The organism is Bacillus marinisedimentorum, from assembly GCF_001644195.2.
GTDB classification, from domain to species: Bacteria; Bacillota; Bacilli; order Bacillales; family Bacillaceae_O; genus Bacillus_BL; species Bacillus_BL marinisedimentorum.
Genome location: NZ_LWBL02000021.1, coordinates 22068 through 29542, shown reverse-complemented (window position 1 = coordinate 29542; position 7475 = coordinate 22068). Strand labels below are relative to the sequence as shown.

Sequence of the window (7475 nt, the reverse complement as noted above, 5' to 3'; positions counted from 1 at the left end):
CAATATACAGGTCACTGCTTAATCACTAACAGGTTTTTGAGTATCTGAATTTGGTTTTCTCTGTTTTCTCATCGTCATCTACAAAAGAAGCACGGATAAGCTGGTCACCATACCGAGCATTAGGGCATAGACCCACCTGAGGAGCATTTCCAGCATCCACACATGGTCAGGTTGAACGAAGGAATTTGCGCGCACAGACGCCGAGAGAAATGGGAGGGTCCACCACCATGTCGCAAGTGGAGATCCAAAAGTGCGATCATAGCACCATCATCCATTAACTGGAATACCCCCTTTCCGGTCTATTAATACACACTGCCCGATTCCAAATTATTTAAAGTATGGATTTATTTGTCTGCCTCATCCATGTCCCCTTCTTTTTAAACAAGAGGAAACAGAAGAAAAACAAAGTAAATGTAAGAAACCTTTCAATTTCATGAGGGAGGCTCACCGCCCGCCCCGCGGAAAGTGAGCCCCTGCAGCGGAAGTCAACTTTCCCTTCTAAAGTGCAATATATGGTTAACAAAGTCCTTAATCATTCAACAATCCTATCCTTTAACGGAACAAGACTACTTTTGCAATTACATAGCAAAAAAATCTAAAATAAGCTCCTTGTGATTTCATACTTAATTTTTAATGCTATTGTTTCTCCAGTTATCGGAATTGCTTACTGCTAGAAACTGCGGATTTTTCTTTCCGTATAGGAGCATAAATTGCCAGCAAGGAGCATTCCGCGCAGCGGACAATTGTAAAGCTGCGCCTCACTGTTCGCCTGAAAGCTCGACAAACGGCGGATTTTCTTTAAAGAATGAATAACGTTTGATTGGCAGATAGGAAACAACATAAGTATGTCGAATATAGTGCAAAAGATACCTGATGAGGAGGGGAGAGCATTGAATCCAAATGGGGAAGCGGATGTTGTGGAAGAAAGAATATCGAGGTTGGAAGAAGAATTGCAACAATTATATTCGAGCAGGGCAAAGAGCGGCCGGAAAATGAAATTCAGTCCGTCGAAGAAGGAGAGGGCTGGCAGAAGCGGCCCTTCGCTTTATCGAACAGCTTTTGAACTCTCGGATGATGCTATCATATTTCTCGACCATTCCTTCAGGATTACCAGAGCAAATCCTTCAGCTTGCCGTTTTTTTGGCAGAAATGAAGAAGAACTGCTGGGTAAATACATCAAAACCTTTATCCCTGTTATTGCATATGATCTGTTCCGTACGCATGCGGAAAATTACATGGCCGAAAAAGAGGTAAAGGGGGATATGCCGATTCTCCTTCCTGACAACACAGAAAGAGTGGGGCTGTTTACACTTGCGGAAGACAGCTGGACCGGCCTGCCGGTTCTCGTTATGAAAGACATCACAAAACAAAATGAATTGAATTTTCTTCTTGAGATTTACAGTAAAAGCTTTACCGACCTCTTTGAAAATTCTCTTGATGGATTTGTGATCTATGATAAAGAACGGACGATCATTAATGCGAATTCGGCCGCCTGCCGCAAATTCGAGATCAGCAAGGAAGAGTTCGTGGGCAAAAGTTTCAATGAATTCATCGACAGTGAGGCAATCCCCTCTGCGCAGGCACTCAGGAAACAAGTGGATGAGGAGGGCGCCATCAGGGTTGAATTCCCATTCAAGCTGCTTAACGGAAAGAGAAAATACTTTGATTGCTCAACAAAAGCTGATGTTTTTGGAGGACTTTATATAACAGCTTTCCGGGATACGACAGAAAGGAGAAGGATCGAGCGCGAGCTTGCCGAAAAAGAAACCAAGTTCAGGGCGATTTTTGAAAATGCCCTTGATGGGATTCTTTTGTGGGATGAGAATTTGAACATACTTGAAGCAAATACGGCAGCATCCGATATTTTGGAAGTCCCCGCTGAAATGCTCCCTGACTATAATCTGTTTGATTTTGTGAAAGAAAAGAATAAAGAAGCAGCAGCAAATTATGTCAGAGAACTGATGAGAAAAGGCTTCTTGCGGCTTGAAGCGTCTTTTCGGCTCCTCAACGGAAAGAAAAAACAAATTGAACTTACGATGAGACGTGAAATTACGGAAGGAGCGGGTCTTGTCATCATTAGGGATGTGACCGCACGCCACAAAATGATACAAGATTTATCCCGTAACGAAAGGAAATTGAAAGGATTGTTCAATAAGGCACTGGACGGCTTTGCATTAATTGATCAGGACGGCTATCACGCTGAACTCAACCCAGCGGCAAAACATATCGTCGGAATTCCTGACACCGGCATTAAACGTTATCATTTTACTGACTTTTTCACGGCCGGCCAGCTGAAAACGGTTCTCAGATACTGGAGGGAAGCGTGCAAGGACGGGGCTGTGGAAGGTGAAGTGGAATTGACGAAGCTTAACGGGCAAAAGCGGGCGATTGAGTTTTCCGCCAGCAAGGATATTTATCCAGGACTTCACCTTATTGCGTTCCGCGATTTGACAGAGAAAAAAGAAATGGAAGAAAAAATCAGGAAATCTGAAACGCTTAATGTCCTTGGAGAGTTGGCGGCCGGAATCGGTCATGAAATCCGTAACCCTCTCACCTCAATCAAAGGATTTATCAGACTGCTGGAGAATGATTCCATAAATGAAGCGGAAAAGAGCTATTTTCAGATTGTAAATTCGGAATTGCAGCGGATTGAATCCATTACAACTGAGTTTTTATACCTTGCCCGCCCCCAGGCCCACATTTTTAAATATCAAGATGTATCTGTCATGATGGCGCAGACTCTGGAAATTATGAAAGCGGAGGCAAATTTAAATAATATCCAGATCCACGCCCGCTTTTCTGAGGAATTACCGGATATTCCGTGTATTGAAAATCAATTGAAACAGGTATTTCTAAATCTCGTGAAAAACGGGATTGAGGCGATGGAAAATGGAGGGAACCTATTTGTTGAAGTTAAAAACGAAGCGGATAAGGAACTTGTCATCTCGATAAAGGATGAGGGCAAAGGAATTCCTGATGAAAAATTAAAACGGGTTGGTGAACCATTTTATACAACAAAAGAAAAAGGCACCGGACTTGGTTTAATGGTAAGCTATAAAATAGTTAAGGAGCACGGAGGAAGGATTGAAGTCGAAAGTGAACCTGGCCAAGGTACCACCTTCTGCGTTCGCCTTCCGATTCAGGACCAAAGAGGTGATTTGTGATGCCAAACGTATGGACACACATTTTATTTGGAAACAGAACCGCCGAAGAAGGGGGATTCAAGCCGGCCGGACAGGAAAAAACCGCCTACCAGCTGGGCTGTCAGGGACCCGACCCGTTTTTTTACCACCGCTTTTTTCCGTGGCAAAAAGATGGAGCGGCAGTAATCGGCGATCGAATCCACCACAAATATTGCGGCAGTTTCCTTATGGATATGATTGAGGATGGTATGAAAACGGATATTCTAACAAAGGCTTACATTGGCGGGTTTGTCACGCATCACATACTCGACAGGACGGCGCATCCTTATATCAATTACCGGGCAGGAACAGAAGGGAACCGGCATCAGAAGCTCGAAATTATCATAGATACACTGCTCATGAAGCGATACCGGAAAATAGAGACGTATAAGACCCCGGTTTATAAAGAGATTGACCTTGGGCCTGATCTTTACCCTGAAATTGAGGAATTGCTGGCGAAGTTGATCGAATTCTATTTTCCGGAAGAGCACAGTCAGCTTAGGAGCGGGTATATCAATGATTCTTATCGGGATATGATCAGAGCGCTGAAAGTTCTTTATGATCCGAGCGGCATAAAGAACCGTCTGCTTGGCAAGATGATTGAGCCGTTTTCCTATCAGAAAGACCTGCCTGAGGGCGATTTTTTAAATGAGAAAAAGAAAGAATGGATTCATCCTGCTGCCGAAGAGGAGACATATACCGCTTCATTTGAAGAATTGATGGAGCATGCGGAAGAAGAAGCTTCCCGGATTCTCAAAGTCATCCAGTTGTACTGGCTGGGAGATCAAACGCTTTATCCAAGGCTGAAAGAGCTAATCGGCAATATTTCCTACGATACAGGCAAAAGCTGTGAAGGCTCCTATGAGAATCGTATTTTTGATCCAATATTGTAAAAAACCAGGTAAATTCACGCAGCGTGATTTTACCTGGTTTTTTTGTTGCCTTATAGAAAAGTATCAATTGTCAGCAAGGGGGTATTTCGACGCAGCGCTCAATTTAAAGAGTAAAGATAAGCGCAACCACGCCTCTGGCTTCGCCTACAGATGCCGCACTTGTGTCTGTGGTGAAAGCGAGCTCCTGCAGCGGAAATCAACTCCCCAATTTAAAATGCAAAGGTTTTTGTCATCGAAAGTGCTTCCTTCTTCCACAATCCTGTCCTTTTATGGATTACAGCTTGTTTTTATAATACTCACATCCCAAAATCGGTGTGCGAGGCCTTTCAAAATACTTTTTTATCAACAAAATAAACTAGGAATAACGTTTTACATAGATTCTTAAACAGGTGGAAGTCCAGCCTCGGATGCTTCAAGTTTGCCTTTTTCGATGTCAACCTTTGTAAGAAGAAAGATTCCGGCTACGAAGAAGATGAGAAGCGACACAATCCCAAGTCTGCTTGAACCTGTCAGCTGGCCGACGAGCGCGAATACAAACGGTCCGAAAATGGCTGAAAATTTTGCTGAAATGCCATAAAACCCAAAAAATTCAGCGTGCCGGTTTTCGGGAACCATACTGCCGAATATCGATCGGCTCAGTGCCTGGGATCCGCCCTGAACAAAACCGACAGTCACGGCAAGCATGTAGAAATGCAGGGCGGTTTGCATGAAGTAACCGAAAATGATGATTATCACGTATATGAAAAGGGCAATGTATAGGGAGCGTTTCGGGCTTATTTTTGTTGCCAGCCAGCCGAATAAAAACGCAAACGGAATACCGACGAATTGGGTGATCAATAGGGCCGCGATCAAATCATTCGATCCGATTCCGATATCCCTGCCGTATATCGTTGCCATTTTAATAATGGTGGAGATTCCGTCGTTATAGAGCCAGAAGGCAACAAGAAAGATGAGCAGGTTTTTATATTGATTGATTTCCGTAAACGTTTCTTTCAGCCTTTTAAACGCAATCGTAACAGGGGAGCCTGTCATCTTTCGTTTGACAATCACCTTCTCTTCGACATTCCTGAAGAAAGGCAGGGAGAAAATAAACCACCATACACCGACCGATGCAAACGAAATTTGGGTGGCGATGAGTGTATTCGGAATGCCGAACATTTCAGGTTTCAATATCATCGCGAGGTTAACGAGCAGCAAGAGTCCGCCGCCAATATATCCGAATGCATACCCGCGTGCTGAGACTTTGTCGATATCTTCCCGCGGGGCAACTTCAGGTAAAAACGCGTCATAAAAAACGTTTCCGCCGCTATAGCCGATTGTTCCGATTATGAGGAGAACCGAGACAAGGATATAGTCGCCTTCCCCTGTGAAGGCGAGCAGAATGGAGGCAAGTATGCCCATATATGCAAAGAAGCGGAGGAACTTTTTCTTGGAGCTGGAGTAGTCTGCCAGTGCCCCGAGAATGGGTGCCAAAAACGCGACGAGTATCATCGCGATAGACTGTGAGTATCCGTAGTAAGAAGTTGCGGTTGTTCTTTCCAGGTTTTTCGCGGCTACATCATAATAAAATATCGGCAACACCGCTGCCATGATCGTGGTGGCAAAAGCTGAATTCGCCCAATCGTACATTGTCCAGGAAAAAATCTCTTTTTTCTTCATAGCGCCCTCCGGTTTACATGTCTTGTAATCAGAATAGCAAAAAAAGGAGCGGAAAAAATTAGTTTTTTCATAATTAATAAATATTTTCCGAATTATTTAAACATTCGTCTATGGTCAGAATGGTGACCTTAAAAGAGATAGAATAGGAGGCACAGGCATGATCAGTTGGTTAGAAGGGCTGGCACCTATTTACCAGGCACTGCTTGGGACTTTATTTTCCTGGGGGCTTACTGCTCTCGGTGCAGCCCTGGTTTTTGTCAAAAAAGAAATGAACCAGAAGTTTTTGGATGGCATGCTCGGTTTCGCAGCAGGGGTCATGATAGCGGCCAGCTTCTGGTCACTTCTTGCACCAGGAATCGAGATGGCAGAAAAAAGCGGGGTTCCCGCCTGGATTCCGGCTGCGGTGGGTTTTTTGGCAGGAGGAGGCTTTCTGGCCCTTACAAACAAATTTATGCCCCACCTGCACCCATATAATCTAATGGGCATCCCGGAAGGAATCAATCCGGACAAGAAACGGCGCAGCACCCTTCTGTTTCTGGCCGTTACACTTCATAACATTCCCGAGGGCCTTGCAGTCGGAGTCGCATTCGGTGCTGCGGCAATGGGTGATCCAAGTGCATCAGTTGCCGGTGCAGCAGCACTGGCACTCGGTATCGGCATCCAAAATTTTCCGGAAGGAACAGCAGTTGCAATGCCGCTTAGGCGTGAAGGTCTAAGCCGTACAAAATCATTTATGTTCGGCCAGTTTTCAGCAATTGTTGAACCTATTGCGGCGGTGATTGGCGTCATTGCGGTGTCATTTGTAGAGCCGCTTTTACCGTATGCATTGAGCTTTGCTGCTGGTGCTATGATTTTCGTAGTAGCCGAGGAAGTGATTCCCGGTTCCCAGGAAAACGGCAATAAAGACTTTGCTGCCATGATGGTGATGATCGGTTTCACTGTGATGATGATTCTCGATGTCGCATTGGGCTGAATGGATAGAAATCCGGTTTGGAAGATTGTGTATCCAGACCGGATTTTTTACCAGATAGGGAATATAACAAGGAAGCCGGTTTTTGATAAAGATCAAGGCTATTGCGCATCTAACTTCGCATACAGGATCGCCAATCGGGGGAGTTTTTTTAAGTTAAGGGTTGACTAAATATTCAGAATATTATATATTTATTCTATCAAAGATTGAAGAAAGGAGATGGATATTGTTGAACAAAGGGATGAAAGCCCATCATCACGGCATGAATGCGATGTCCCTGCTGTACCATCACTATTGGAATGCGGAACTGCTTCCGCAAATCAAAGAGGAATTGAAAAAGAGCGTCGAATTAATGGAAGACCATCTTTCTCAATTCAAATGCAAGTGCGGGGACACAGAGGAGGAAATTAAGTTTTACAAAGAATTGCTCATTCAAATCGAACGGGCTATTGTCGAAAATGATTGGCTTGGTGTCCCATGGGTCCAGGAACGACTTCATGCATATGTGAATAGACAAAAAGGAAAACATTCATGTATGACTCACCTTCTTAAAACGCGCCACGAATGGATAGCGGAAGAACAGATATAGCCCCCCTTTCTGAACTGTCACCAACTTCATCCGTTTTACACATTGGATTATCCACAATTTCATCGTATGAATAGACAATAAGTATACCCTGCAGGCGAATTGAACAGCCGGCAGTGTGAATCACACCTTTATGCCCAGCCCTATACCGGGTTGGGTTTTTTTCTGATTGTGAAATGTTTGCC

5 protein-coding genes are annotated in these 7475 nt (G+C 44.2%); 4 read left to right on the top strand and 1 reads right to left on the bottom strand.

Annotation, left to right across the window (positions count from 1 at the left end):
* Positions 1-890 precede the first annotated feature (890 nt).
* Together A4U59_RS06475 and A4U59_RS06470 are read left to right on the top strand one after the other, a co-directional pair.
* A complete protein-coding gene (locus A4U59_RS06475) occupies positions 891-3164 on the top strand; it encodes a PAS domain-containing sensor histidine kinase (protein WP_070120372.1) in 2274 nt (757 codons plus the stop codon).
* Positions 3164-4075 carry a zinc dependent phospholipase C family protein gene (locus A4U59_RS06470; RefSeq protein WP_070120371.1) on the top strand — a complete coding sequence of 304 codons (912 nt, stop codon included), beginning with the start codon at positions 3164-3166 and terminating at the stop codon, positions 4073-4075. The genes A4U59_RS06475 and A4U59_RS06470 overlap by 1 nt, the downstream gene beginning before the upstream one ends.
* A 381-nt stretch (positions 4076-4456) precedes the next feature.
* Here the strand turns inward: A4U59_RS06470 and A4U59_RS06465 are convergent, their stop codons facing one another.
* Complete coding sequence (locus A4U59_RS06465; RefSeq protein ID WP_070120370.1) at positions 4457-5734, bottom strand: MFS transporter; 1278 nt, start codon at positions 5732-5734, stop codon at positions 4457-4459.
* 157 nt (positions 5735-5891) lie between these two features.
* On the opposite strand from A4U59_RS06465, the gene A4U59_RS06460 reads away from it, so the two are divergent.
* Positions 5892-6707, top strand: a complete 816-nt coding sequence (locus tag A4U59_RS06460; protein WP_070120369.1) for a ZIP family metal transporter — start codon at positions 5892-5894, stop codon at positions 6705-6707.
* 226 nt (positions 6708-6933) lie between these two features.
* The gene (locus A4U59_RS06455) at positions 6934-7293 is read left to right on the top strand and encodes a hypothetical protein (protein ID WP_157888140.1); all 360 of its coding nucleotides are present in this window, start codon (positions 6934-6936) and stop codon (positions 7291-7293) included.
* The last annotated feature ends 182 nt before the right edge of the window (positions 7294-7475 follow it).